This is a genomic window from Povalibacter sp., assembly GCF_036520495.1.
Lineage (GTDB): Bacteria > Pseudomonadota > Gammaproteobacteria > Steroidobacterales > Steroidobacteraceae > Steroidobacter.
In genome coordinates this window covers 227,646-252,960 of sequence record NZ_DATDJO010000068.1, presented here as the reverse complement: position 1 = coordinate 252,960, position 25,315 = coordinate 227,646, and the positions used below count along the sequence as shown (strand labels likewise).

Annotated in this window: 23 protein-coding genes; 15 read left to right on the top strand and 8 right to left on the bottom strand. The window is 63.3% G+C overall.

Translation table 11 applies throughout. The features are described 5' to 3' along the window. The 6 genes from VIZ63_RS24410 to rlmH all read left to right on the top strand — a co-directional run bounded on the left by VIZ63_RS24410 (position 1) and on the right by rlmH (position 5,519). Complete coding sequence (locus tag VIZ63_RS24410; RefSeq protein WP_331612438.1) at positions 1-387, top strand: hypothetical protein; 387 nt, start codon at positions 1-3, stop codon at positions 385-387. A gap of 37 nt (positions 388-424) precedes the next feature. Continuing rightward, positions 425-2,314, top strand: coding sequence for a M1 family metallopeptidase (locus VIZ63_RS24405; RefSeq protein WP_331612437.1), 1,890 nt, complete (start codon positions 425-427; stop codon positions 2,312-2,314). 289 nt (positions 2,315-2,603) lie between these two features. Continuing rightward, the gene (gene holA / locus VIZ63_RS24400; protein WP_331612436.1) at positions 2,604-3,632 is read left to right on the top strand and encodes a DNA polymerase III subunit delta; all 1,029 of its coding nucleotides are present in this window, start codon (positions 2,604-2,606) and stop codon (positions 3,630-3,632) included. Continuing rightward, positions 3,629-4,276 (top strand): nicotinate-nucleotide adenylyltransferase, encoded by a 648-nt coding sequence (gene nadD, locus VIZ63_RS24395; protein ID WP_331612435.1) that lies wholly within the window; start codon positions 3,629-3,631, stop codon positions 4,274-4,276. Before holA ends, nadD begins: the two co-directional genes overlap by 4 nt. 167 nt (positions 4,277-4,443) lie before the next feature. Further along, complete coding sequence (rsfS, locus tag VIZ63_RS24390) at positions 4,444-4,971, top strand: ribosome silencing factor (RefSeq protein WP_331612433.1); 528 nt, start codon at positions 4,444-4,446, stop codon at positions 4,969-4,971. An 80-nt stretch (positions 4,972-5,051) separates the two neighbouring features. Then, the gene (gene rlmH / locus VIZ63_RS24385) at positions 5,052-5,519 is read left to right on the top strand and encodes a 23S rRNA (pseudouridine(1915)-N(3))-methyltransferase RlmH (RefSeq protein WP_331612432.1); all 468 of its coding nucleotides are present in this window, start codon (positions 5,052-5,054) and stop codon (positions 5,517-5,519) included. 126 nt (positions 5,520-5,645) lie between these two features. On the opposite strand, the gene VIZ63_RS24380 is transcribed toward rlmH, so the two are convergent. Next, positions 5,646-6,446: a serine/threonine-protein kinase gene (locus VIZ63_RS24380; RefSeq protein WP_331612431.1), complete on the bottom strand. Its 801-nt coding sequence runs from the start codon at positions 6,444-6,446 to the stop codon at positions 5,646-5,648. A 257-nt stretch (positions 6,447-6,703) separates the two neighbouring features. Here VIZ63_RS24380 and VIZ63_RS24375 point away from each other — a divergent pair, with 257 nt between their 5' ends. From VIZ63_RS24375 to VIZ63_RS24340, 8 genes are all read left to right on the top strand, one after another. Further along, positions 6,704-7,114, top strand: a complete 411-nt coding sequence (locus tag VIZ63_RS24375) for a hypothetical protein (protein WP_331612430.1) — start codon at positions 6,704-6,706, stop codon at positions 7,112-7,114. Between the two features lie 13 nt (positions 7,115-7,127). Further along, positions 7,128-7,670 (top strand): O-acetyl-ADP-ribose deacetylase, encoded by a 543-nt coding sequence (locus tag VIZ63_RS24370; protein ID WP_414703837.1) that lies wholly within the window; start codon positions 7,128-7,130, stop codon positions 7,668-7,670. An 88-nt stretch (positions 7,671-7,758) separates the two neighbouring features. Then, positions 7,759-8,382, top strand: coding sequence for a Maf family protein (locus VIZ63_RS24365; RefSeq protein ID WP_331612427.1), 624 nt, complete (start codon positions 7,759-7,761; stop codon positions 8,380-8,382). Beyond that, positions 8,379-9,863, top strand: coding sequence for a ribonuclease G (rng, locus tag VIZ63_RS24360; protein WP_331612426.1), 1,485 nt, complete (start codon positions 8,379-8,381; stop codon positions 9,861-9,863). Before VIZ63_RS24365 ends, rng begins: the two co-directional genes overlap by 4 nt. A gap of 137 nt (positions 9,864-10,000) precedes the next feature. Next, on the top strand, positions 10,001-14,011 hold the full coding sequence (locus VIZ63_RS24355; RefSeq protein ID WP_331612425.1) for a YhdP family protein: 4,011 nt from the start codon (positions 10,001-10,003) through the stop codon (positions 14,009-14,011). A 17-nt stretch (positions 14,012-14,028) separates the two neighbouring features. Beyond that, the gene (locus VIZ63_RS24350; RefSeq protein WP_331612424.1) at positions 14,029-14,859 is read left to right on the top strand and encodes a carbon-nitrogen hydrolase family protein; all 831 of its coding nucleotides are present in this window, start codon (positions 14,029-14,031) and stop codon (positions 14,857-14,859) included. A gap of 51 nt (positions 14,860-14,910) precedes the next feature. After that, positions 14,911-16,419, top strand: coding sequence for a metalloprotease TldD (gene tldD / locus VIZ63_RS24345; protein ID WP_331612422.1), 1,509 nt, complete (start codon positions 14,911-14,913; stop codon positions 16,417-16,419). A gap of 75 nt (positions 16,420-16,494) precedes the next feature. Further along, positions 16,495-16,716, top strand: coding sequence for a hypothetical protein (locus VIZ63_RS24340; protein WP_331612421.1), 222 nt, complete (start codon positions 16,495-16,497; stop codon positions 16,714-16,716). 10 nt (positions 16,717-16,726) lie between these two features. Here VIZ63_RS24340 and VIZ63_RS24335 read toward each other — a convergent pair whose 3' ends face one another. The 4 genes from VIZ63_RS24335 to yjgA all read right to left on the bottom strand — a co-directional run bounded on the left by VIZ63_RS24335 (position 16,727) and on the right by yjgA (position 20,340). Then, entirely contained in the window at positions 16,727-18,037 is a 1,311-nt protein-coding gene (locus VIZ63_RS24335) for an AAA family ATPase (protein ID WP_331612420.1), read from the bottom strand. A gap of 187 nt (positions 18,038-18,224) precedes the next feature. Beyond that, positions 18,225-19,310, bottom strand: coding sequence for a 5-(carboxyamino)imidazole ribonucleotide synthase (locus VIZ63_RS24330; protein ID WP_331612418.1), 1,086 nt, complete (start codon positions 19,308-19,310; stop codon positions 18,225-18,227). Then, positions 19,307-19,810 carry a 5-(carboxyamino)imidazole ribonucleotide mutase gene (gene purE, locus VIZ63_RS24325; protein ID WP_331612417.1) on the bottom strand — a complete coding sequence of 168 codons (504 nt, stop codon included), beginning with the start codon at positions 19,808-19,810 and terminating at the stop codon, positions 19,307-19,309. The genes VIZ63_RS24330 and purE overlap by 4 nt, the downstream gene beginning before the upstream one ends. A gap of 26 nt (positions 19,811-19,836) precedes the next feature. Beyond that, a complete protein-coding gene (yjgA, locus tag VIZ63_RS24320; RefSeq protein WP_331612416.1) occupies positions 19,837-20,340 on the bottom strand; it encodes a ribosome biogenesis factor YjgA in 504 nt (167 codons plus the stop codon). 76 nt (positions 20,341-20,416) lie between these two features. On the opposite strand from yjgA, the gene pmbA reads away from it, so the two are divergent. Further along, complete coding sequence (gene pmbA / locus VIZ63_RS24315) at positions 20,417-21,793, top strand: metalloprotease PmbA (RefSeq protein WP_331612415.1); 1,377 nt, start codon at positions 20,417-20,419, stop codon at positions 21,791-21,793. A gap of 6 nt (positions 21,794-21,799) precedes the next feature. On the opposite strand, the gene VIZ63_RS24310 is transcribed toward pmbA, so the two are convergent. The 3 genes from VIZ63_RS24310 to VIZ63_RS24300 all read right to left on the bottom strand — a co-directional run bounded on the left by VIZ63_RS24310 (position 21,800) and on the right by VIZ63_RS24300 (position 25,205). Next, a complete protein-coding gene (locus VIZ63_RS24310; RefSeq protein WP_331612414.1) occupies positions 21,800-23,104 on the bottom strand; it encodes a YhjD/YihY/BrkB family envelope integrity protein in 1,305 nt (434 codons plus the stop codon). An 88-nt stretch (positions 23,105-23,192) separates the two neighbouring features. Continuing rightward, entirely contained in the window at positions 23,193-24,245 is a 1,053-nt protein-coding gene (locus VIZ63_RS24305; RefSeq protein ID WP_331612413.1) for a sensor histidine kinase, read from the bottom strand. Between the two features lie 60 nt (positions 24,246-24,305). Continuing rightward, positions 24,306-25,205 carry a phosphoribosylaminoimidazolesuccinocarboxamide synthase gene (locus tag VIZ63_RS24300; RefSeq protein WP_331612412.1) on the bottom strand — a complete coding sequence of 300 codons (900 nt, stop codon included), beginning with the start codon at positions 25,203-25,205 and terminating at the stop codon, positions 24,306-24,308. Positions 25,206-25,315: the final 110 nt, after the last annotated feature.

Here is a 25,315-nt window from a genome sequence, read left to right as displayed (position 1 = left end):
ATGGCTGCGTCGGGCGTCCTCATCGAACGGCTGCGTTGCGCCGCGGACGCGCGCGGTGAAGTGTTCGAACCGCTCGATGCCGCGGGCCTCGCGCCGCAGCGCAACGTGCATGTCGTATTCACGGGTCCGCAGCCCATTCGCGGCAATCACTTTCACCGGCTCGGCACCGAAGTCAGTACGGTCGTCGGTCCGCACGTGCGTTACCGCGAGAACTATCGGGTCAGCGACCTGACGATTCCCGTCGGTGAAGTGTGGCGGTTCACCTTTCCGCCGGGTGTCGTGCATGCGTTCCGCAACACCGGCGATGCGCCGATGCTCATCGTCTCGTTCAACACCGTGGTGCACGAACCGTCACAGTCCGATACTGTCCGCGAAGTCATTCTGTGAGACGCCACCTGGCGCCTCATCTGCGAGGCACACTTTCATGCTGGTCAGGCTCTCTGCTTTCTTTCTGGCGACGGTGTTTCTGATGTCGTTCGCTGCGCGCGCGGCGGATGCGGTGCCGGGCCCCGACCCCCATTCGTTGGCGAATACGCAGGATTTTCGCGTCAGACATCTCAGTCTCGACCTGACCGCGGACTTTACACACAAGCGTCTCGCCGGCTACGTCGATCTGCAGCTGCAACGGCTCGACCCCGCCGCGCGTCAGGTAGTGCTCGATACGCGTGAGCTGACCGTGTCTGCGGTCGAACAACTGGGCAAGCCAGCGCAGGCGTTGAAATTCCGGCTCGGCGAGGCGCAACCCATCCTCGGCGCACCGCTGTATATCGATCTGCCGGCATCGTCCACGGCGCAGGAGCTGACGCTGCGCGTCCATTATCAGACCTCGCCGCAGGCGAGTGGTCTGCAGTGGCTCGATCCGTCGCAGACGGCGGGCAAGCAGCACCCGTATCTGTATTCGCAGTCACAGGCGATCCACGCGCGCAGCTGGATTCCGCTGCAGGACACGCCGCAGGTGCGTCTGACGTACGACGCGCATATCCGCACGCCGCCGCAGCTCATGGCCGTCATGAGCGCGGCCAATGATCCGGATGCAAAACGCAACGGCGACTATCGCTTCGAGATGCCGCAGGCGATCCCGTCCTATCTCATCGCGCTCGGTGTCGGCGATCTGGTCTTCAAGCCCATCGGCTCGCGCACCGGCGTCTACGCGGAGCCGGGGGTCGTGGAATCCGCGGCGCATGAATTCGCCGATGTGGAATCCATGATCGAGGCCTGCGAGAAGCTGTTCGGTCCCTATCGCTGGGGGCGCTACGACCTGTTGATCCTGCCGCCGAGTTTCATGTGGGGCGGCATGGAGAATCCGCGCCTGACCTTCCTGACGCCGACCGTGATCGCCGGCGACCGCAGCCTGGTGTCATTGATTGCGCACGAGCTGGCGCATTCCTGGTCCGGCAATCTGGTGACCAATGCGAACTGGGACAGCATGTGGCTCAACGAAGGCTTCACCGTCTATCTGGAGCGCCGGATCATCGAGGCGTTGTACGGCAAGGAACGCTATGAAATGGAGGACGTGCTCGGCCTGCAGTCGCTGCAGCGCGATGTGGCGAGTCTCACGGCGGCTGGCGATGGTGCGCTGACCCGCCTCGTCGTGGATCTCAAGGGTCGCGACCCGGATGACGCGTTCTCCGAGGTGCCCTACGAGAAGGGCCGTCTGTTCCTCGGCTTCCTCGAATCGCGGCTGGGCAGGGCGGAGCTCGATAAATTCCTGCGCGGCTACTTCGATCGTTTTGCATTCCAGAGCGTCAGCACGCAGACGTTCATCGACTATCTGGCCGAGCATGAGCTCAACCGGCCGTCGGCCCGTGTCAGCCTCGCCGAGGTGAACGTCTGGCTGGATGAACCAGGCATTCCGTCGCTGGCGGTGCTGCCGCATTCGGAAGCATTCACGCGCATCGATCTGCAGCGGGATGCGTGGCTGAAAGGCCAGCGCAAAGCGGGCGACCTGGCCACGGCGAAGTGGACGACGTACGAATGGCTGCATTTCCTGGATAACCTGCCCGCAGATCTTGCGGGTGCGCGCCTGGGCGAACTCGATGCGGCGTTCCATCTGACAGCCTCCACGAATGCAATGGTGGCCCACAGCTGGTTGCTGGATGCGATTCGTGCCGGCTACGCACCCGCGTGGCCGCGGCTGGAGCAATACCTGACCAGCATCGGCCGTCGCAAACTGGTGAAGGATCTGTACGAAGAACTGCTGAAAACACCGGACGGTAAACAGATGGCGCAGCGCATCTACGCCAAGGCGCGGCCGCTATATCAGATCCCGCTGGTACAGCAGCTCGACGAGCTGATCGGTAAGCCGGCCTACTGAGAGCCCGGATTTCACACAGAGATCACAGAGATCACAGAGGGTCAGAACGTTCTTCGGTGCTATTTTTGCGGCTCTGTGTTCTCTGTGATCTCTGTGTGAGACCTCTTTTCCGGTGGATCGCTTCCGTCGCCGGGGTGGTTGGGCCATAATCGGCCGCAGTGGCTCCTAAGCTATCCCCGCCTGAGAGTGCAGACGATCCGACTGCCGTTCATGCCTTCCAGCAACGTTCCCTGCCCGCGGAACGGCAATCATTGTCAAATTCATCCGATCGTCGCATTGGTCACCTGCAGTGAAAATTACTGGCGATAACCTCGCGTCCTCGCTGTCGCGCGGTTTGGCGCCTATCTACCTCGTGTCGGGAGACGACCCGCTCCTGGTCAATGAAGCGGCGGACGCGTTCCGTGCCCGTGCTCGCGCCGATGGCTTCACAGAGCGCGATCTGCACGTGGTCGAGCGTGGTTTCGACTGGGACGCGCTGATCGCCGAGAGTCGTGCGTTGTCGCTGTTCGCTCAGCGCAAGATCGTCGAGATCCGCATGACCAATCCGACACCGGGCGATCAGGGAGCAAACGCCATCATCGAGCTGGCCGAGCAGCCGTCGGCCGACAATGTGGTGTTAGTGATCACCGGCAAAATGGATGGACGAGTGCAGAACTCCAAGTGGGTCAGCGCCATCGACAAGCGCGGTGTCGTGACTCAGATCTGGCCGATCGATCTGGCGCGCCTGCCCGGATGGATTCGCGAGCGGCTCGGCAGGCACGGACTGAAGGCCGATGCCGAAGCTGCGGGCCTGCTCGCCGAACGGGTCGAGGGTAATCTGCTGGCGGCGCATCAGGAAGTGGAGAAGCTGGCGCTGTTGCTGCCGCCCGGTCCGGTTACGGCCGAGACCGTGATCGACGCTGTCGCCGACAGTGCGCGATTCGATGTCCTGCAGGTCGGTGAAGCCGCAATGCGCGGACAGACGTCACGCGCGCTGCGGGTTCTCGAAGGTCTGCGGGGCGAGGACGTCGAAATCGTCCTGGTGCTGTGGGCAGTCAACAAGGACCTGCAGTGGATTGCCCAGGTGCAGCATCTGATGAAACAGGGTCAGAGCGCCGATGTGGCCATGAATGCCGTCTATGTCTGGCGGCCGCGACAGGCGGCGATGAAGCAGGCACTCGCCCGACTCAAGCCCGGCGCACTGCGTGGCTTGCTGCTCGATGCGGCGCGCGTGGATCGCGCGATCAAGGGTGTGCTGCGAATCGATCCGTGGGTGGAGATGGAAGGTCTGGTTGCACGATTCTGCGGAGTGCGGCTGGCACGCGCGAGGGCCGCATGAATCCGATCGGTATCTTCGGTGGCACATTCGACCCGATTCATTTCGGGCATCTGCGCACCGCGTTTGAATTGCTGCAGGCGCTGCGCCTGACTGAAATGCGTTTCATGCCGGCGGGTAACCCGCCGCATCGCGAGGGCACCGTCGCCGGCGCGGAAGAACGGCTGGCAATGGTGTGCGCCGCGACCGAGGGGCAGCCGGGATTCGTCGTCGACGATCGCGAAATCCGTCGCGAAGGCTTGTCATACTCCGTCGACACCATGCGAACGTTGCGGGCGGATTTTCCCGACCGCGCGCTCTGCCTGATCGTCGGCATGGATGCGTTCCTGGGTCTGCCGAAGTGGCATCAATGGCGCGAACTGCTGGATCTGACGCACTTGGTCGTGGCGCATCGCCCCGGCTGGCGCGCTCCAAGCATGGGGCCGCTCGGCGAACTGCTCGTCGATCGCGGCACCGGTCGCATCAACGATCTGCACGAGTCGCTGGCCGGTTGCATCTACATTCATGCGGTCACGCAGCTCGAAATCTCGTCGACTGAAGTCCGCAAGTCGATAGCCGCGGGGCGTGATCCCCGCTTCCTGATGCCCGACGCAGTGCGGGCGATCATTGCACAATCCGGGTGTTACCGACCCAAGAGGGGAGCATGACTGTAAAGCGCTCAAGCACTTCAAGACGTTCTGGTTCTTCCACCAAGGCACGCAAGCCGGCCGCCCGGCGCGCAGCCGTCACAGCAAAAGCCCCCGTCAAGAAGAAGGCTCCAGCGCGCGTGGCGAAGCCCGCAGTCGCGAAATCGGCAGCGAGAAAAGTCGCCGCCGTGAAACCGCCTGTGAGAAGGGTCGCCGCAGCGAAACGGGTCGCGAAGAAGTTCGTCGCACCGAAGCCCGCAGCGAAGAAGTTCGTCGCACGGAAACCCGCGACGAAGAAATTTGTCGCACCGGCACCCGCAGCGAAGAAGGTCGTCGCACCGGTACGGTCGAAGCCCGTGGCGGCGCCGGCGAGTGATCTCCTGAAGGTGATCGGACTGGCACTCGATGACATGAAGGCCGTGCAGGTGACGGTTCTGGATGTCCGCAAGCTCACCGACATCGCCGACACGCTGGTCATCGCATCCGGCAACTCGGACCGTCACGTGCGGTCGATCGCCGACAAGGTCGTCGAGCAGGCCAAGAAGGCCGGCTTCCGTCCGATGGGTGTCGAAGGTCAGCGCGACGGCGAGTGGGTGCTGGTGGATCTGCAGGATGCGATCGTGCACGTCATGTTGCCGCGCGTCCGCGACCTCTATCGCCTGGAAAATCTCTGGGATGTGAGTGCCGCGCGCCGCGATGCGGCGGTAGGAGAGTAACGAAGGTCACGCAGTGACGAGGGTTGAGCCCGACGCTCCGACCCTCGTCACTCTCGTCACTTTTGTCATCTCTGTCTTCCATGCTCCTTCGCCTCATTGCCGCCGGCACCCGCATGCCCAACTGGGTGAACGAGGCGTACGCCGACTACGCAGGACGTCTCACGGCGGACTATCGGCTCGAGCTCAAGGAAATTCCGCTCGGCCAGCGCAGCAGCGGCAGTCCGCAGCAAGCGATCGCGAAGGAAGGCGAGCGCATGCAGGCGGCGATTCCGGCGCGCGCATTCATCGTGGCGCTGCAGGTCACCGGAAAATCCATGACCAGCGAGCAACTCGCGAAATTCCTTGAAGCCCGCGCCCGCGACGGTCGCGACGTCGCCTTTCTGATTGGCGGTCCCGATGGCATCGCTCCCGATCTCGACGCAAAAGCGGACCTGCGCTGGTCGCTGTCGTCACTGACGTTGCCGCACGCACTGGCGAGGGTGATGGTCGCGGAGGCGCTGTATCGGGGAGTGAGTATCGTTAAGGGGCATCCGTATCATCGCGCGTAGCGTGGAGGGTTGAGCGGCTAACCGGCTAACTGGCCAGCCGGCCGGAGCGGAGAGGCAGATCCCCATCTGGCCCGTTAGCCAGTTAGCCGGCAAGTCAGTTGGCCAGCTGCAGCTCCGCTGCGGCCCTCAAACTTTCATCCTCGCCAGCTCCGCCACCGACGTTTCGATGTTCGGGAATCGTTCTGCCGGATTTTTCGCCAGCAGGCCATCGATCAGGCGCTGAAAGCGGCTCAGCTCGGCCGGCAGGACGGGGATGGGTTCGTTGCGATGGGCCTGGATGATGGCGATGATGGTGTTGCCGCGGAACGGGCGGGTGCCGGTCAGCATCTCGAAGAAGATCACGCCGAGGCTGTAGAGGTCGCAGCGTTGATCGACGGGCGCGCCTTCGGCCTGTTCGGGGCTGATGTAGTAAGGCGAGCCGCGCACTTCGCCCGCACTGGTGAGTTGCTTGCTGGTCTCCATATGCTTGGCCAGGCCGAAGTCGATGAGCACGATGCGGCCGTCCGGACGCATCATCACGTTGGCAGGTTTCAGGTCGCGATGGCACAGGCCCGCGGCATGCACCGCGACCAGTGCGCCGGCGATCTGCAGAAAAATATCGACGCTGTCGCGGACCGTCATCAGGTTGCGGATACGCAGCTCCAGGCTGCCGCTCGCGAAGTACTCGGTGACGATATAGCGAAAATCTTCGCCGTGGCCCCAGTCGTAGATGTCGACGATGGCCGGATGCTTGATACGCGTCAGCAGTTCGCGCTCGCGTTCGAAGCGTTCCTCTTCGCCGGCCTCGGCGCTCGATAGGGGACCGGTGCGCAACACCTTGATCGCGACGTTGTGGCCGAGCTCTTCGGAGTACGCAACGTGGATTTCGGACTTGATCGAACGCGCGATCGTCTGCAGAAAGCGATAGCCCGGAATGACCGGAAACATGGGAAGCGTCCGCCTGCGTCCCGACCCCCCCGGATTATCAGATTCGCGCATCGATCAATGACGCTCGCTGCCCAGTCGTTTGTCGTTGTCCTCTGTCCGCACACGCTACGCAGCGCTCTGTCGGCCGGCAAGGGCAGTGCGTCACGAATATGCAGCTCGCGGATGCTCTCAGGTCGCTTATTTTCAGGAATTTCCCCACACCGCGTTGGCATGGTCCCCCGTGCGGGGCCGCTATGATAGGGCTCTGGATAAATGGCATGCCGCATCGGCAGGACATGAGGCACATGGAGTCGGGTTTTTCGCTTCACGAAGCGGATGATCTTCTGTACATCCATGTGCGTGGTGAGGTCACGGTCGACGGGCTGATCGAGATGGTCCAGCGCAGTCGCCGGGATCCGGCCTTTCGCGACGGCATGAGTTCGGTGTGCGATCTGCGCGAATCCCATGGTCACTGGGACTATTCTGAAACGCAGCGTTATCGCGATTTCATCGTGCATATTGCTGGGGTGCACAAGCGCCGGTGGGCCATGGTCGTCCAGCCCGGCGCTCTCGCTGCGATGCTCCACGTCATCATCCTGATCAGCGACCAGGTGCGCGACGTCATCGAGATGCAGGTGTTCGACCATCCCGAGAAAGCGCGGCGCTGGGCGCGCGGCGAAATCGACTGAACGAGCCATGGACATGCAGCGCGAATATCTCGATGGACGCGTGATCGTGCAGACCGGCGACATCACCGCGCTGGCAGTCGATGTGATCGTCAACGCTGCGAACTCGGCCTTGCTGGGCGGCGGTGGCGTCGATGGTGCCATCCATCGGGCGGGCGGCGGCGCCATCCTGGACGCGTGCCGCGAAATCCGTCGTACCCGCTATCCGCACGGCCTGCCGTCCGGGGAAGTCGTAATGACCACGGCCGGTAAGCTGCCCTCGCAATTCGTCATCCATACCGTGGGCCCGATCTGGGGACGCGATCGGCCGGAACTGCTGGCTGCGTGCTATCGCAAATCGCTGGTGCTGGCCGACGCCTCGGATCTGCGCACCATCGCCTTTCCGGCGATTTCGACTGGCGTCTATGGCTATCCGAAAATCGCTGCCGCGCAGGTCGTTTCCCGGACCCTCGCGGCCACACTGCCGGAGATGCGCTCCCTGCGCACCGTCCTGCTGGTGTTTTTCAGTCAGGCCGACGCCGACCTGTTTGCGCAGCACCAGGAGTTTTCCGCCGACTGATCGATTCAGTGCCTATTAACTCGCGCCGCGGGAAAATTTCCGTGTGGTTCAATGCATTCGGGCGGCGCAGGCCTGTATCCTTCGACGGATGACAAATTCTTCCAACTCCTTGATCTGGCTGGCCTCCGCATCGCCGCGGCGGAGCGCGTTACTGAGTCAGATCGGGGTCGCCCATACGGTGCGCCCGGTCGACATCGACGAATCCCAGCGTCCCGGCGAACTGCCGCTCGATTACGTACGTCGTCTGGCCATAGCCAAGGCGGAAGCCCTGTGGTCACAACTTGATGTGCAGGAGCGGGCGCCCGTGCTCGGCTCTGACACCACTGTCGCGCTGGGCAACGATGTGCTGGGCAAGCCGCGCGATCGTGACGATGCAATGCGCATCCTGCGCCGCCTGTCCGCGCGCACTCATCAGGTCTATACAGCGGTGGCAGTACGCCACCCGCAGGGCTGCGATTGCCGCGTCAGCGTGAGCGACGTGAGCATGCGGGCGCTGCGCGAAGAGGAGATTGCGGCTTACTGGGAGTCGGGCGAGCCCGGCGACAAGGCGGGGGCGTACGGCATCCAGGGGTTGGCCGCGCTGTTCATTGAACGCATCGACGGCAGCTACTCCGGAATCGTCGGGCTGCCTTTGTTCGAGACAGGAGAACTGCTGCGCATGGCGGGATGGTCGATCGGTAAGGCGGCCGTGCAGGTCGGGGTGTCGGCATGACGGCGGAAATCCTGATCAACGTGAGTCCGCGTGAAGCGCGCGCCGCACTGGTGGAGGAGGGCGTGCTGCAGGAGATCTTCCTCGAGCGCGCCAACCGTCGCGGTCTCATCAGCAATATCTACAAAGGTCGTGTGTCGCGCGTCCTGCCGGGAATGCAGGCGGCCTTCATCGATATCGGTCTGGAGCGCACCGCCTTTCTGCATGCGTCGGACATCGTGCATCCGGCCGTGGGTGAGAACGGTCAGCCGGACCAGCCCGTTACCAGCACCAACAGCCAGGAGATCCAGTCACTCGTCACCGAGGGCAGCGAAATCCTGGTGCAGGTGCTGAAGGATCCGCTCGGCACCAAGGGCGCGCGGCTCACTACATTCATCACCATTCCGTCGCGATACCTGGTGTACATGCCGAAGGGCAAGGGCATCGGGATTTCCGCGCGCATCGAGGACGAAGCCGAGCGCCATCGTCTGCGCGAAGCCGCCAACCTGTTCCTGCAGGCCGAGGAATCGGGGGGCTACATCGTGCGCACAGCGGCCGAAGGCGCCAGCCCCGATGCGTTGCGCGCGGACATGCTGTTCCTGCAGAAGCTCTGGAAAGTGCTGTGTGAGAAGGCCGCGCGAACGCGCCCGGGAAATCTGGTCAACGAGGATCTGCCGCTTGCCGTGCGCGTGCTGCGCGATGTGGTGTCCAGCGGCGTCGACAAGGTCAGTGTCGATCACGAAGAGACCTTCCAGCGGATGAAGGAGTTCGCCGGCACGTTCATGCCGGAAATGACCGACCGGATCGAGCTGTATGACGGCGATCGACCCATCTTCGATCTCTACGGCATCGAAGAGGAAATCCAGAAATCTCTGGAGCGCAAGGTGCCGCTGAAATCGGGCGGCTACCTGATGTTCGATCAGACCGAGGCGATGACGACCATCGACGTCAACACAGGCGCCTACGTCGGCCATCGCACGCTCGAGGAAACGATCTTCCGCACCAATCTCGAAGCGGCGGTGGCGATCGCCCGCCAGCTGCGACTGCGCAATCTGGGCGGCATCATCATCGTCGACTTCATCGACATGGAGGAGGAGGAACACCGCCACCAGGTGCTGCAGGCGCTCGGCAAGGCGCTGATCGGTGATCACGCGCGCAATCACATCTCCTCGGTGTCGCCGCTGGGTCTCGTGGAGATGACGCGCAAGCGAACCCGCGAAAGCCTGGAACATATGCTGTGCAGCTCGTGTCCGACCTGTGAAGGTCGCGGTTTCGTCAAGACAACGGAAACCGTTTGTTACGAGATTTTCAGGGAAATCCTGCGCCAATCACGGCAGTTCCAGTTCCAGGAATTGATGGTGCTGGCGCACCAGGACGTCATCGAGCGCCTGCTGGACGAGGAGTCCGCTGCACTGGCGGAACTCGAAGTGCACACGGGCAAGCCGATCCGGCTGCAGACCGAAGCGCTGTATCAGCAGGATCAGTACGACGTGGTGTTGATGTGAGATGAGGAGGCCGACTGGCCAACCGGCCAACTGGTCTGGTGGCCAGAGGAAAATGAGGATGACGCAGTTCGTGACCCAATTCCGCTGGGCTCTGGCCAGTTAGCCAGTTAGCCAGTTAGCCAGTTGGCCAGCCTCCCATGTCCCTCTTCTCGCGCTCCAAGCCGCTCAAATACAGCCTGATCACCCTCGCGGTAGTCATCGTGCTGCTGGGTTTGCTGATGGGGGCTTTCCAGATCGCGGTCAGCCGAGTGCCTGAGTACCGGGTGCAACTGCAGCAATGGGTGAACGACAAGACGGGGTTCGTCATCGAGTTCAGCCGGATCGGTGCGCGGTTACGCCGATACGGTCCGGAACTGGTGTTCTACGACGCGACTGTGCGCACTGCCGACCGCACGCGCGTGCTGGCCACGGCGCGGCGCGGCAGCGTGGGATTCGATCTGTGGACGTCGATGAGCGAGCGTCGGCTCACGGCAGGTCGCTTCACACTCGACTCGCCGGAGATCGCGTTGATCCGCACGCTCGATGGGCGCGTGCGATTGCTCGGACAGAGCTCGCTCAATGAGGGGCAGGGCACGAAGACCATCGCCGTGGAATCGCTGCCGGTGGGGCAGTTCCGGGTGCGCAATGCGGTGGTGAGTTTCCGCGACGAGATCACGGGTCGCGGACCCTGGTCCTTGTCAGGGATCAGTTTCACGTTGTCGCGACAGAGAGCGCTCCTCGAACTGGAAGGCAGCGCGTCGTTACCGCGCACGCTCGGCGAGTCGCTCGAATTCTCGGCGCGCGTGGCCGGTGATCTGGGGAGCGTCGAGTCGCTGGCATCGAGCTTCGCAGTGCATGGCGAAGGACTGGATCTGGCGGGTTGGGCCGACGTGATGCCGAATCAATGGCTGGCGCCCGAGACCGGCCATGGGTCGATCGACATGTCGGTTTCTTTTCGTGGCGCGCACGCCGACGCGGTGACGGCCAGGGTGGATCTGGCCCATGTCAGTGCCACGGCACCCGAATGGATCATTCCTCTGCCGGGTCCGGATCCGCTGCAACCGCTGGACGATCACGATGCAGAGTGCGAGGCATCCGCATGTGACGCCGGCGATGACGCGACGCCGGACGACAAGACCGGAGAGCAGTCTGCTGACACCACGGGCGTGAAGTTGCCAGCGGCGCCGTCACTCGTGGCTTTCGACCGGTTGGCGATGAACTTTGCCGCTGCGCGTCACGCCGATACCTGGGAAGCCTCCGTCACCGACCTGGATATTTCCCGCAAGAGTGCGCCATGGCAGGCGCAGAAAATCGTGGCGAAATGGTCGCAGACCGACGTGGGTGCGATGAGCATCGCCGTGAACGCAGACCGGCTCGTGCTCGAAAACCTCTGGCCATTGCTCGCCTACTTACCGGAAAGCGAAGCATCGGCGCATCTGCGCGCGCTGCAGGCGCGCGGAACGATCACGAATCTGGCACTGACTGTCGCAACAACGCAGCGCGACGCGTCACTCGCCTATGAGGTGAAGGCCGATCTGACGGATGTCGGGGTGCGGCCGGTGCGCCGGATGCCCGGAATCAGCGGCGTGACTGCGCACATCGAAGGCGATGAAGGTAACGGCACGGCGCATCTCGATTCACGCCAACTGGGATTTGAATTGCCGCGCATGTTCCGCACGCCGCTCGCGGCGCAGTCGGCGCAAGGCGATGTGCGATGGCAGCGGATCCCGGAAGGGTGGCGCATCGCCAGCGATGAGCTGCGCGTCGTCACCGACGATGGCAACGCGCAGGGCAGGATCGCGGTGACGGTGCCGCAGGACAAGTCGTCGCTGGTTCTGGACCTTGAAGCGACCGGCGACGATCTGCGGGTGGCCTCCACTGCGAAATACCTGCCAGCCAACAAGCTCTCGCCGAAGGCGCTCGCCTGGCTGGACCAGGCGTTTGTGGATGGGCGCGTTCGCGACGCTCATGTGTCGTTCAAGGGGCCGACGCGCGCCGTGCCGTTTCGCAACGGCGAAGGTGAATTCCTGGCGCGCGGACGAATCGAAGGCGGTGTTCTCAACTACCAGTCCGGCTGGCAGCCGGCGCGCGAGCTGGGCAGTCATTTCGAGTTTCGCAACGAGGGCATGAAAGTTCTCACCGGCACGGCGGACGTCGGTGGTCTGCGCATATCGCAGATCAACGCGACCTTTGCCGACTTCAAGAAGGGCGTGCTCGTCGTCGCTGCCCAGGCTGACGGTGAGCTGGGCCATGCGCTGGCGCTGCTGCAGCACAGCCCGCTGCGCGAAGCGCTCGGTGAACAGTTCAATGGCTTGCGCGGTAGCGGTGCGGTGCATGGCGATGTCAGTCTGCATCTGCCGCTCAAACGCATCGCCAATCGCCGCATTCTGGTCAAGACCCGCGTCAGCGATGCCACGGTGGAATCGGATCTGCTGGCCGCGCCGATCACGTCGTTGCGCGGGGTTCTCACTGTCAGGCAGGCGCTGCCGGAGTCCGCCGACCTGCAAGGCACCTGGCTGAACGGCCCGCTGCAGGTGTCGATCGAGCCGGTTGCCGCCAGGACGCAGACCGCGCAGCTGACGGCGACGGGGCGTGCCAGCGCCGAGCAGCTGACGGCGGCGCTGAAATTGCCCTCGAGCGTGAAGGTGAGTGGCGCTGCGGACTGGCGTCTGTCGACGCAGTTGATCGCCCAGACGGGCGATGAGCCCCGGCGGCAGCAGCCGCGGAAATTCGTCCTCGACAGCGACCTGAGCGGCTTCGGCATCGCGTTGCCCTATCCCGTCGGCAAGAGTGAGGCCGAGTCGCGAGCGCTGCGGGCAGAGATCGAATTCGACGGCGATGACGAACTGCTGCTGCGATCGTCGCTAGGGCCGGTGCGAGCGCTGCTGCGACTGTCGAAGTACGCAGGCGGCTGGCAGTTCGATCGCGGGGGCGTTCGCGCTGACGATATCGCCGCCGCATTGCCGCCGCATCCGGGGCTGCGCATCGAGGGATCACTGGATCGCCTCGTGCTGGATGATTGGTTCGCAGTGCGCGGTGACACACCGGGCAAGACGCGGGTTTCCGACATTCTGCGTGCGGCCAATCTGAAGGTCGGCACGCTGCAGTTGTTCGGTTATCAGTTTCCAGAAGTGCGCGGAATGCTGCAGGCGGGCAATGATGCGTGGAAGATCGCTGTGAGCGGTCCGAACGCGGCGGGTGAGCTCACGATTCCGGAGGAGTTCACCGGTTCGCAGCCACTGACGGCGCGACTCGATCACCTGGTGATCTCACGGGAGAACAAGCAGAGCACACCGTCCGGCGGACGGGATCCACGCAGCTGGCCGAACCTGCGCGCCTTTGTGCAGGACTTTCGTTACGAGGATCACTCGATCGGCTCGATCGATCTGCAGGCATCGCGCGTGCCGATGGGCATCCGCGTCGATTCGCTGACGATCGTGCAGGCCGCGTTGCGCGGGGAGGTGCAGGCCCAATGGCTGGTGACGCCCGATGGTGAACGGTCGCAGATGAGCGCCAGCGTTGTCAGCACGGATGTAGGTGCAACGCTGCGTGCGCTCAACTACACGCCGGTGGTGGAAGCCAGACACGGCGAGATCACGGCGCAGTTGTCATGGCCCGGTGGATTCGACAGCGACTTCCCGGGTCGCGCCTCGGGCACCGTCACTGTCGCGGCGGAGGACGGACAGCTCCTGAGCGTGCAACCCGGTGCCGGGCGCATGCTGGGCCTATTCAGTGTCGCTGCGTTGCCGCGCCGCCTGTCGCTGGATTTCAGCGATCTGACGGGCGAGGGGCTGAGCTTCGACAAGGTGCATGGCGATTTCGAATTGCGTGACGGCAATGCGTATACGAACAACCTGTTGTTGAGCGGACCCGCGGTGGAGATCGGTATTGCGGGACGTACGGGACTGGGGATACACGATTACGATCAGACCGCGGTCGTCACCGGCAATCTCGGCGCGTCATTGCCGGTAGCGGGCGCCTTGGCGGGTGGCCCCGCAGTGGGGGCGGCATTGCTGCTCTTCTCTCAGGTCTTCAAGGAGCCGCTCAAGGGCATGACCCGCGGTTATTACCGGATCACCGGTCCATGGGACAATCCGGTCGTCGAGCGCGTCGATGCGGCCCAGGGCAAGGAAGCAGCCAACAGCGCTCGTGAAGGCGCATCGATGTAGCGCGCAGGAAATCTCCCATGCCAGTCGCAGCCGTCATACAACTCACCTCAGGTCCGGATGTCGCCGCCAATCTCGTGGGCGCTCGCACGCTCCTGGAACAGGCGCGAAGCGCGGGCGCCGTCTTCGCGGTGCTGCCCGAGAATTTCGCGATCATGGGTCGCAAGGAAACCGACAAGGTCGAGGCGGCCGAGGCCTTCGGCGAAGGCCCGATCCAGGCATTTCTCGCGCACACCGCCCGTGAATTGCATATGTGGATTCTTGGCGGCACGGTGCCGATTCGTGTGCCGGAGCAGCCGGGCAAAGTCGCCGCCGCGTCACTGTTGTTCGACGACGAGGGTCGCTGCGTGGCGCGCTACGACAAGATCCACCTGTTCGATGTCGATATTCCCGGAAGGGACGAGCGCTATCGCGAATCGGCGACCATTGCCGCGGGCCAGTCGCCGACAGTGGTGCCGACGCCGATCGGACACGTGGGGCTGGCCGTGTGCTACGACGTGCGCTTTCCCGAGCTGTTTCGCGTGATGCAGTCGCAAGGAGCCGAGGTGCTCACCTTGCCATCGGCATTCACGGCGCCCACGGGCAAGGCACACTGGGAAGTGTTGCTGCGCGCACGGGCGGTGGAGAATCTCAGTTATGTGCTGGCCGCGGCCCAGGGCGGACTGCACGCCAACGGACGGGAAACCTACGGCGATTCCATGATCGTCGACCCGTGGGGCCATGTGCTCGCGCGGGTGGGGGCACCGGGCCCAGGGCTGGCAATCGCCGAAATCGACCATACTGTGCTACAGGAACTGCGCGGTCGTTTTCCGGCGCTCAACCATCGCCGTTTTGCGATCGGCGGTTTGTAGGCTTCGACCTGCACATTCTTTTTTCCCTGCGGAAGTCGAGTTCGATACCCCATGTCCAATGTGTCCCCCGTCGCGCCGAGCAACCTGCACCTCGAATTGCCGCAGCCTGCGGGCGCCATCCAGCCGCTCGATCTGGCGCGGCAGGCAATCCTTGCTCCCTCGGGCCTGGATGACCAGCGCATCGCGTCCGTGCTGGGCAGCGTCATGGGATACAACGTCGATTACGCGGATCTGTACTTCCAGTTGAGTCGCGACGAGTCCTGGTCCCTCGAGGACGGGATCGTCAAAGACGGCGCTCACAGCATCGAGCAGGGTGTGGGTGTGCGCGCGCTGGCTGGCGAAAAAACCGGTTTCGCGTATTCGGATGAGATCCTCCTGCCGGCGCTCACCGAGGCATCGCATGCGGCGCGAGCCATCGCGCGCAGCGGCTCGAATACCAGCCTCAAGGCCTGGCAACCGACGGCCGGCCACAATCTTTATCTGCCCGAAGATCCGATCGACGGGCTGACCGATCCGGAGAAAGTGAGTCTGCTCGAGCAGATCGACATCGAAGCGCGTCGTATCGATCCGCGGGTCAAGCAGGTCATGGCCAGCCTGTCCGGATCGCACGAGGTCGTGCTGGTGATGGCCAGCGACGGCACTGTTGCTGCGGATGTGCGCCCGCTGGTGCGCATGAACGTTTCCGTCATCGTCGAACAGAACGGACGTCGCGAGCAGGGCTACGCCGGTACGGGTGGGCGCTACGGCTTCAAGCGGTTTCTCGAGAAGGATCGCTGGAAAGATCTCGTGCGCGAAGCCGTACGTGGCGGCGTGGTCAATCTCGAAGCCACGCCGGCTCCCGCCGGGTCGATGACTGTCGTGCTGGGTCCCGGCTGGCCCGGCATCCTGCTGCACGAGGCGATCGGCCACGGACTCGAGGGCGACTTCAATCGCAAGGGCACCTCGGCGTTCTCCGGCAAGGTCGGCGAGAAGGTCGCCTCCGATCAATGCACCGTCGTGGATGACGGCACGCTCGGTTCCCGGCGCGGCTCGCTCAATATCGATGACGAAGGCACGCCGACGCAGTGCACGACCCTGATCGAGAACGGCGTGCTGCGCGGCTACCTGCAGGACAAGCTCAATGCGCGCCTGATGGGCGTGAAGCCCACGGGGAACGGCCGGCGCGAGTCGTTCGCGCACATGACGCTGCCGCGTATGACCAACACCTACATGCTGGCGGGCCAGCACGATCCGCAGGAGATCATCGGTTCGGTGCGCAAAGGTCTGTACTGCCACAACTTCGGCGGCGGCCAGGTCGATATCACGTCGGGAAAATTCGTTTTCTCGGCGAGCGAGGCCTACCTGATCGAGGACGGCAAACTGACTCGCCCGGTGCGCGGCGCCACGCTCATCGGCAATGGTCCGGACGTGCTGCGGCGCGTGTCGATGGTAGGCAATGATCTGAAGCTCGACGAGGGCGTCGGGACGTGCGGCAAGGAAGGGCAGGACGTGCCGGTCGGGGTGGGGCAGCCAACGCTGCGGATCGACGGATTGACCGTCGGCGGCACGGCGACGGAGTAGCCTGATCCGGATGGCGCCGGTTCGTGGTGCGCTGCTAGGATGACGCGGCGCCTCCCTTAAGACTTTGTGCCAGCCATGTGGATCTCACGCCCGCTCTACGAACTGATTCCCTACCTGTACATGCTGCTGGGGCTGGTGCTGCTGGGCGCCGCCTGGGTCATCACCGTTGAGACGCTGCCGGGCGTGCTGCTGCTGCTGGGCTCGTTGAGCCTGCTGGCGGGCATCGTGCTGTGGCTGCGACGCAAGGACTACCGCACCACCCAGGCCGAATACAGCAGCAAGTCTCTCGACGACTGACCGAAGCGGGTCAGTGACCGTGGGCCTCAGCGTCCTCGTCGTCATCTTCTGAATCGACTGCCGCCGCGCTGCGCAGCATCGGCACGGCGTCGTCTTCACCTTCGTTCGGCAGCACTCGCGTACGCGACAGGCGCTCATCGAAATACATGATTTCGTGCTGACCGATCTGCACCACGTCGCCGTCGTTGAGGATCCGGCGACGCACACGCTTCGCGCGCACGTTGATGCCGTTGGTGCTGTTCAGGTCTTCGATTACGCAGCTCTGCGCTGTCGTGACGATCTGTGCGTGATGCCGGCTGATGAACTTGCTGTCGATCTGCAGATCGTTGTCGGAAGTGCGGCCGATGACGAAGCGTCCCACCGGCAGTTCGCGTTCGGCGATGGTCGCGCCGTTAACGCCCACCAGGATGCGGCCGAGAATCTGGCGACGTTCGCTGGTGGCATCCGAGGCGTGCGAAGCATAGGAAGAACCCTGCGGCGCCAGCACCTGCAGCTTGACCGAGCGTTCCGCGTATTCGATCCATTGCATTTCTTCGACAGCGGCGGCCACATCCGCCACCGACACGATGTCGCGATCCTGGGCAAAGGCAGCCATCATCGAGGTGTCGCACAGGCTGTTAACCAGTCGCGGAATACCGCCCGTGTAGCGATAAATCATGGCGAAGGTGTCGGGCTGAAAAATCTCGCGGCCCTGCGAGCCCGCCACTTCCAGACGATGCTGGATGTAGGAGGCCGTATCGTTCCTGGACAGCGGCGTGAGATGGAAGCGCAGCCGGATGCGCTGCGCCAGCTGTACCAGGCCCTGTGAATTCAGCTTGTCGTTCAGTTCCGGCTGACCGGCAAGGATGATGCGCAGGACCTTTTCCTTGGTCGTTTCGATGCCGGAGAGCAGACGGATTTCCTCGAGCACCTTGTTCGAGAGATTCTGCGCCTCATCGACGATCAGCAGCACGCGCCGGCCGCTGGCATATTGTTCGACGAGGAAATCGTTGAGCGTCGACAGCAACTCGGCCTTCTTCATCTTGAAGGGCTGAAAGCCGAACTGCACCAGCACGCTCTGCAGGAATTCGATCGCAGAAACCTGTGTCTGGTTGATCTGGGCGACGACGACGTCCTTCTCGAGTTCCTTCAGGAAGGTCTCGATCAGCGTGGTTTTACCCGAACCGATTTCGCCCGTGATGACGACGAAGCCATCCGTGAACCAGATGGTCGACTCCATGTACGCCTTGGCGCGGGCGTGATGTTTCGACAGATAGAGGAAGGCCGGATCGGGCGTGAGCCTGAACGGCAGTTCCTGCAGCTTGAATAACTCCAGATACATGAAATCCTGGGGCCACCGACGGGCAATCGAGGTGTCACCGATCCAGCCTGATGCTGGCCGGCAAAGTTTACGGGCTCGCGTCCGCGGACACAAAAAACCGCGCTGTCAAAGAGCCGAAGTCTCGAAGCGCATCACGTTCGGTGGCGTCCCGCGTCCCGCGGCCATTATTTCGGGTCTTGTAACGGCTTCAACTGACCTTAAGTTTCATCAACGCCCGCAGTGCGCGATCGCGTGCAATGGCTGAAGTCGCGGTGATCGTGCAGTGCCCCAGCTTGCGATTGGGGCGGGGCTCCTTGCCGTAACTGTGAAAGTGCACGCCAGGCACGCGCAGAATCTGTTCCAGCGTCGGCATGGCGCCGATGAAGTTGACCATGGCGGAATGCCCGACGGCCGCGGTGCTGCCCAGAGGCAGGCCGAGGATCGCCCGCACATGGTTCTCGAACTGACTCGTCTGCGCGCCTTCGATGGTCCAGTGCCCGGAGTTGTGGACACGTGGCGCCATTTCGTTGGCGATGAGCTGTCCGCGCTGGACGAAGAATTCGATCGTCAGGATGCCGGCGTAGTCGAAGTGCTTCATGAGGCGCTTCAGATACGTCTCGGCGGATTTCTGCAGACGCGCGTTGTTATACGGCGCGATCGAATGACGCAGGATGCCTTCGGAATGGGTGTTCGCCGCCAACGGATAACACCGCACTTCACCGCGTGTGCTGCGCGCGCCGATGATCGACACTTCGCGGCTGAAATTGACGAAGCCTTCGTAGATCAGCGGGACGGTCCCGAGTGTCGACCATGCCTTCTCGACGTCCTCTGCTTTGCGGATGAAGTATTGACCGCGTCCGTCGTAGCCGAGGCGACGTGTCTTCAGCACGCCGGGAATTCCGATGCGGTTTGTCGCTGCCTGCAGATCCTGCAGTGAATCGACCGCCGCAAATTCCGGTGTCGGAATCTTCAGTTTGCGGAACAGTGTCTTTTCGTCCAGGCGATCCTGCGACGCGCCAAGCGCTTCGACAGGGGGCAGGAAAGGGCGCTGCTTCGCGATGCCGCGAACGGCATCGACGGGAACGTTCTCGACATCGAAGGTGATCAGGTCGACCTGCTTCGCCAGCTCCGCCAGAGCGGCAGGATCGTCGAATGCGCCGCGAATGATGTGACCCACCTGTTCGCCGGGGGTGTCGTTGCCCTGATCGAGGAACACGAAGCGCAGGCCCAGCGGATAGCCTGCCAGGGCCAGCATGCGTCCCAGCTGGCCCGCACCGATGACGCCGATCTTCATGGGTGACGGGGCGCGACAGCCGGATCGGGATGCGCGAGGACGCCGTCGGTCTGGTCGCTGCGGAATTTGTCGAGGGCCTGCTGAATCGGTGGATATTTGTTGGCCAGGATGGCCGCAGCCAGCAATGCGGCGTTGGTGGCGCCGGCCTGACCGATGGCGAGCGTGCCGACGGGAATACCGGCGGGCATCTGCACGATCGAGAGCAGCGAGTCCATGCCGTTCAATGCTTTCGATTGCACCGGAACCCCGAGCACGGGCAGCGTGGTCTTGGAGGAGGTCATCCCCGGCAAATGCGCTGCACCACCTGCGCCAGCGATGATGACTTCCAGGCCGCGCTCGCGCGCCGTGCTGGCATAGTCGAAGAGCAGGTCGGGCGTGCGGTGCGCTGAGACGACACGCGTTTCATACGCAACACCGAGTTTCTGCAGCATATCGGCGGCAGGTTGCAGCGTCTCCCAGTCGGACCGGGAGCCCATGATGATGCCAACGAGCGGTTTCATCGGGGAATTGTAGCAGGCCATGCCGATCAGATCGGCATGGCTTCTCGTAGCTTGCGAAACAGCTCACGGCTGGCATGCGGCGGTAGTTTTTCGCGCTGTTCCTTGCCGGCCTGATCGGTGAGCGCGGCAAGTTCCGCTAGCGCGGGCGGTGCGATCCCACCCTCGCATTCGCTCACGAACTGATCCAGCGCGGGGCGGCCTTCCCGAATGATCCGGTCGCGCCATTGCTCGAGGCGGCGAAAGCGCAAGGTGGTGAGTCGTTCGCGATCACGCCGGGTATCCAGCGCAACGCGGATGGGTTCGGCATCGATCTTGCGCATCAGTTTGCCGATGTACTGCTTCTGCCGATACAGGCCGCCATGCGCGGTGATCCGGCGTGCGAGCAGGACAGCATCGCGCAGGAATTCGGGCAGCGGCAATGCGTCGAATTCGTTGTCGGGCAGATCGATCAGGGCTTCGCCGAGCGCCTGCAGATCGTCGCTCTGCCGCTTGCGCTCGCTTTTGCTGGGGAGTTCATCTTCGTCAGTCATGGCAGGGAGGATAGAACGACCGGCAGCATCGGGAAAGCCGGACCAAACCTCAGGCCGTGCCTGATAAGATCGGCTCATGACCCGTTCCGATCCTGTTTCTGCCAGAAATACCGCTGCTGCCGCGAGTCAATCGCTGAGCCAGTCCGATCTCGAATCGCTGGTGACGATGGCCATCGAGGAAGCCCGGCAACTCGGCGCAACCCAATCCGAAGTCGCCATCAGCGTCGATACCGGGCTGTCGGTCAGCGCCCGCCTGGGGGAAGTGGAAACGCTCGAATACCAGCGTGATCGCGGCATGGGCATCACGGTCTATCGGGGTCAGCGCAAAGGTTCGGCGAGTACTGCGGACCTGGGAGCCTCGGCCATTCGCGAAACGGTGGCGAAGGCGTACAGCATCGCGGGATTCACCGCTGAGGACGAGTGTGCGGGACTTCCCGATCCGGACACGCTGGCGACCGCGATTCCCGACCTCGATCTGAATCATCCCTGGGATATCGAGCCGGATCAGGCGCGCGACCTGGCGGTGGCCTGCGAGGCGGCCGCGCTCGCGGTCGACAAGCGCATCGGCAATTCCGAGGGCGCGAGCCTGTCGAGTCATCGCGGCATCCGCGTGTACGGCAATTCGCTGGGCTTTCTCGGTGGCTATCCCAGCACGATCCACAGCCTGAGCTGTGTCGTGATCGCGCAGGAGCGCGACGAGATGCAGCGCGACTACTGGTACAGCTCGGTGCGCGACTGGCGTGAGCTGGAAGACGGCGAAAAAATCGGCCGGACGGCGGCGGAACGCGCCTTGCGTCGACTGAATGCGCGCAAACCGTCGACGACGACCGCGCCCGTACTCTACGTGCCGGAACTGGCGCGCGGTCTCATCGGGCATTTCCTCGGCGCCGTGCGTGGTGGCAGTCAGTATCGTCGTGCGTCATTCCTGCTCGATTCAGCCGGCACGCAGGTGTTTCCGGACTGGTTCAGCATTTCCGAGCGACCGCACATCCCCAAGGCGTTGGGCAGCGCACCGTTCGACAGCGAGGGCTGTGCGACGCGTGATCGCGAACTGGTCGCTGCCGGCGTATTGGGCGGTTACATCCTCGGCACGTACTCCGCGCGCAAGCTGGGTCTGAAAACGACCGGCAATGCGGGCGGTGTTCACAACCTGTTCGTGGGTCACGGCGCCGAGAACTTCGAAAGCCTGTTGCGCCGGATGAATCGTGGACTCGTCGTCACCGAGCTGATGGGGCAGGGGGTGAATGGCGTGACGGGTGATTACTCGCGCGGCGCAGCCGGCTTCTGGGTCGAGAACGGCGCCATCGCTTACCCGGTCCACGAGATCACGATTGCCGGCAATCTCAAGGACATGCTGCGTAACCTCGTGGCGGTCGGCAACGACGTCGATGCGCGCGGCGGCGTGCGGACGGGCTCTATCCTGGTCGAGCAGATGACGATTGCAGGGGAGTGACCCTCGTCACTTCTCGTCCACCAGATCCTTGACCGTCCTCTCCTTCAGTCGCGCCCGCATGGCTTCCTCGGCGTGGCGCGCTGCATCGACTGCCGGAGAAATGTCGCGGATGCGGCTCAATCGCGGGCCGACAGATTCATGACGGACTGCATCGATCACATCGCATAGCGCAATCGTCCCTGGATCGCGGGCAGGCAACCAGGTGTCGTCCTCGGCGATGACGAGCAGACGATGCTTTTCCAGCTCCGTCATGATCGGCGCAAGTGCTGCACCGGGAACTTCCAGATGATCGGCCAGCCGGTTCGTGGTCCAGCGAATGCCTGAATTGTAGTCGTTGACGATGAGGTACATGACGGACAGCGCGAGTCGTTCGCGCACGGTCGAACTGAGGCGGATCTCACCGCGGCCCGGCCGCAGGTACTGCGGGTTCTGGATGTAGAACGCAAGCTGCGCTCCCAGCAGCAGTACCAGCCAGGAGATGTGCACCCAGATCAGCGCGACGATCACGATGGCGAAGCCTGCGTAGATGACCATCGTGCCGCTGGATCCCTTGACGAAGGAGGCGAGGATCATGCCCATCGCCACCCACGCGAAGCCGGCGACGGCGCCGCCGATCAACGCCGGCACGACGCGCACTCGCGTATTCGGAATGAATGCGTACAGGAACGTGAACACGCCGACGACCAGCAGATATGGGCTGAGCGTTCCCAGCAGCGCCAGCAGCCAGCCGAACGGCTGGTAATGCGAGATCGTCTGCATCACTGAACTGCTGTTCACGGAGGCGAGCAGACCGATGGCGCCGACGAGCACGGCCGGGCCGATCACCATCACGCTCAGATACTCGCTGAAGCGTCGTCCGAAGCTGCGCGGTTGATCGACGCGCCAGACGAAATTGAAGCTCTCTTCGACCTTCTGCACCATCGAGATCACGGTGTAGAGCAGGAAGATCAGGCCGATGGAGCCGAGCACTCCGCCGCGCACGTTGTCGACGAACTCCATCACCTTGGCGGTGATGTCGTAAGCCTTGTCTCCCAGCGGTTCCAGGAAGGTGTAGAGCACCGGTTCCAGTTCGCGGTGATATTCCAGGCCCTTGAGCACGGAAAAGGACAGGGCAATGAGCGGCACGATCGACAGCAGCGTCGTGTACACCAGGCTCATCGCGCGCAACGTGAGATCGTCGCGCAGCACATCGCGAATCAGCGCGTAGGGATAACGCAGGATGCGGGTGAGCTGCCAGATCGGCTTGCCGATCAGCGATTCGGGTGGTTCGAACAGCCAGTGTTCGATGCGCGAGGCCAAAGCGTCGATCATCACGCAGCCAGCCTGACATGCGGCTTGCCGGGCGGCAAGCGAGAGACGCTGCAGCGTCGCAGGACAGTCGGTTCAATCTGCAGCGCCGTCATGGGCGCGGCGGCGGACCCAGAGTGAAGTAGAACGTCGCGCCGTGATCGGGCTGCGCTTCTGCCCAGATCCGTCCGCCGTGCCGCGCGACGATCCGCTGTACCGTGACGAGCCCGATGCCTGTGCCCGGAAAATCCGAGTCCGCATGCAGGCGCTGGAACGGCCCGAACAGCTTGCCCGAATACGCCATGTCGAATCCGATGCCGTTATCGCGCACGAAGAAAACCCGTTCCGGCCCGCTTTGCTGACAGCCAATCGTGATCTGAGCGTGCTCGACGTGGCCTGTGTATTTCCAGGCATTGTCGATCAGGTTTTCCATGGCGATGCGCAGCAGTCGCGTGTCTCCCTCGACCATCATGTCGGGCGCAATGGTGAGGGTGACTTCGCGTCCCGGATAGAGATCGCGAACCGTGGCCGCTGCTTCGGACGCGATCTGAGTCAGGCTCGCCGGCCGCAACGTCATTTCACTGCGACTGATGCGTGACAGACTCAGCAGGTCGTCGATGAGCGCCGACATGCGCAGGCTGGCATCGCGGATGCGTCGCAGGTAGTCGAGGTTCTTCTCATCGAGCTCGGGAGGTGCGCTCTCGACCACGATCTGGCTGAACCCCGACATGCTGCGCAGGGGAGCGCGTAAATCATGGGAAACGGCGTAAGCGAACGCCTCGAGCTCGCGATTCGCCGACTCCAGCTGCAGGGTTCTGGCGGCGACCCGGTGCTCGAGGTCCGCATTCATGCGTCGCACCTCTTCCTGCGATTCGAGCAGCCGGCGTGTCGACTGCCGCGCATTGCGTTCATACCGCCGCAGCAGAATGTAGAGGAGGGTGGCGGAACCGAAGATGTACAGCCAGCCCTTGGTAGTCTGCATCTGCAGAATCGCCTCAGGAGGAATCTGCAGCCAGACCAGTGCGCGATCCGTGAAGAAGATCCAGAGGATGCCGAAGACCAGATAGGCGAGTGCAACGGTCAGCGGCATGTGCCGCATGCGCGGCGATTCGAGCGGCAGGGCAGCGGCGGAGTCTGGAATACCGGTCGACGCGGGTTCAGTCACGTGCTGCCTCCGAACGGTGGTGCGCTTGACGGGTAGCCGCTGCGCAGAACGAAATGATCCTCAGGTAATCAGGCGGCGTAAGGCCTCAGCGTACTTCTCGCTGGTCCTGGTCAGAATCTCGGCCGGCAAGGCGGGGGCGGGAGCGCGCTTGTTCCAGTCGAGGGTCTCGAGATAGTCGCGCACGAACTGCTTGTCGAAGCTCGGCGGGCTGCTGCCGACCTGGTACGTATCAACCGGCCAGAATCGTGAGGAGTCCGGTGTCAGCGCTTCGTCGATCAGCGTCAGGTGACCAGCCTCGTCGACGCCGAACTCGAACTTGGTGTCGGCGATGATGATGCCACGCTTCAGCGCGTACTCGGCGGCGAAGCCGTAGAGTGCCAGCGACGCCGCGCGAATCTGTTCGGCCAGGCCCTGGCCCACGGTCGTTACCACTTTCTCGTAGTCGATGTTCTCGTCGTGCTCGCCCTGCGGCGCTTTACTCGACGGCGTGAACAGCGGCTGCGGCAATCGATCCGCCTGTCGCAGGCCATGCGGCAGGGAGATTCCGCACACGATGCCTGTCTGCTGATAGTCGCGCCAGCCCGAGCCGATCAGGTAACCACGCACCACTGCTTCGATCGGCAAGGCCCTCAGGCGCTTCACGACCATGCTGCGATCGGCAATCAATGCGCGCTCCGCGGCATCGGGGACGGCGCGCTCGAGCGGGTAGGCGGTCAGATGATTCGGAATCAGGTGCTGCGTTTTGTCGAACCAGAAACGCGAAATGCGCGTCAGAACGCTGCCCTTGCCGGGAATCGGATCGGGCAGCACGACATCGAATGCGCTCAGTCGATCGGTGGTCACGATCAGCATGTGCTCAGCGTCGATGGCGTAGATGTCGCGCACCTTCCCCTCATGAATACGCTTCAGGGAGGTCAGGTTCGAGTGCAGCAGCGGGGGGGATGCGGTGGTCGCGGACATCGGGAGACCTTGCGTGTGTGCGGTCGTAAGAATCGCGGTCCGGCAATCGGGCCGCTGCTAACATTGAAGATGCTGTCAGCCGCAGCGATTGTCGCAGCGGGTAGGGTGAG